The sequence below is a fragment of the Streptomyces sp. x-19 genome (assembly GCF_046549115.1).
Lineage (GTDB): Bacteria > Actinomycetota > Actinomycetes > Streptomycetales > Streptomycetaceae > Streptomyces > Streptomyces albulus_C.
Genome location: NZ_JAJPWK010000109.1, coordinates 1 through 731, shown reverse-complemented (window position 1 = coordinate 731; position 731 = coordinate 1). Strand labels below are relative to the sequence as shown.

The window sequence follows — 731 nt, the reverse complement described above, 5'->3', positions numbered from 1 at the left end:
CCTGCCAGATGGGCGCAGCGACCATCGCGAACCGGCCCCGGACCGCGTTCGTCGCTGCGATCACGGCCGCCACCGCGTCGGCGAACACCGATTCGGCGGGTGTGGGCAGCACCGCCGCAGGGTCGTCGCTGAGCGCGACCAGATGAGAGGTGAAGATCCCCGCGACCACGGCGGCGCGGCCGGCGAACCGGCGCAGCCAACCCCGCACCGTCGAACACGGCCTCCCTAGCCACTCGGCGATCGTCCGGTGTCCGGCCCCGGCCGCCTTCATCCGCAGCGCGGCCCCGATCACTTCGGCCACGTCCGCCCGCCGCGACAAGCCGATGACCGGCAGCAATACATGCGTGGCCCCGCAGCCCGAGCACCGTGAACGGCGCGGCCGCACGTCCACCCGAGCATCACCGGGCCCGCGCAGTCCACGCGGCCGGGCTCACCCCCACGCCGTCAGTGTCCCGCCGCACGCTGGACACTCCAACTCGCCTGCTACCAGCCGCCGTTCGACATCCCCGGCGTCCACCTCTACGGTGATCAAAGCGCCTCCGGGCGCACCTGAACGGCCCTCCCGGCTTCGCGACCAAACGACAACGGGAGGGCCGTTTGCCGATCAAGACATGGTCACCGTGCCCCTCAGCACCCCGAAGATCAACCCACCTGCAACGATCAGATCACCATGCTCATCCGGAATGACACAGTCCTGCCCTCAACATCACCATCCTGAGTGGCAATCCACA

1 protein-coding gene is annotated in these 731 nt (G+C 69.6%); it reads right to left on the bottom strand.

The window, feature by feature from the left end; translation table 11 throughout:
• Positions 1-391, bottom strand: a 391-nt coding sequence (locus tag ACLJT4_RS42485) for a helix-turn-helix domain-containing protein (RefSeq protein ID WP_411130522.1), incomplete at its 3' end; no start/stop codon positions are given.
• Positions 392-731 lie beyond the last annotated feature (340 nt).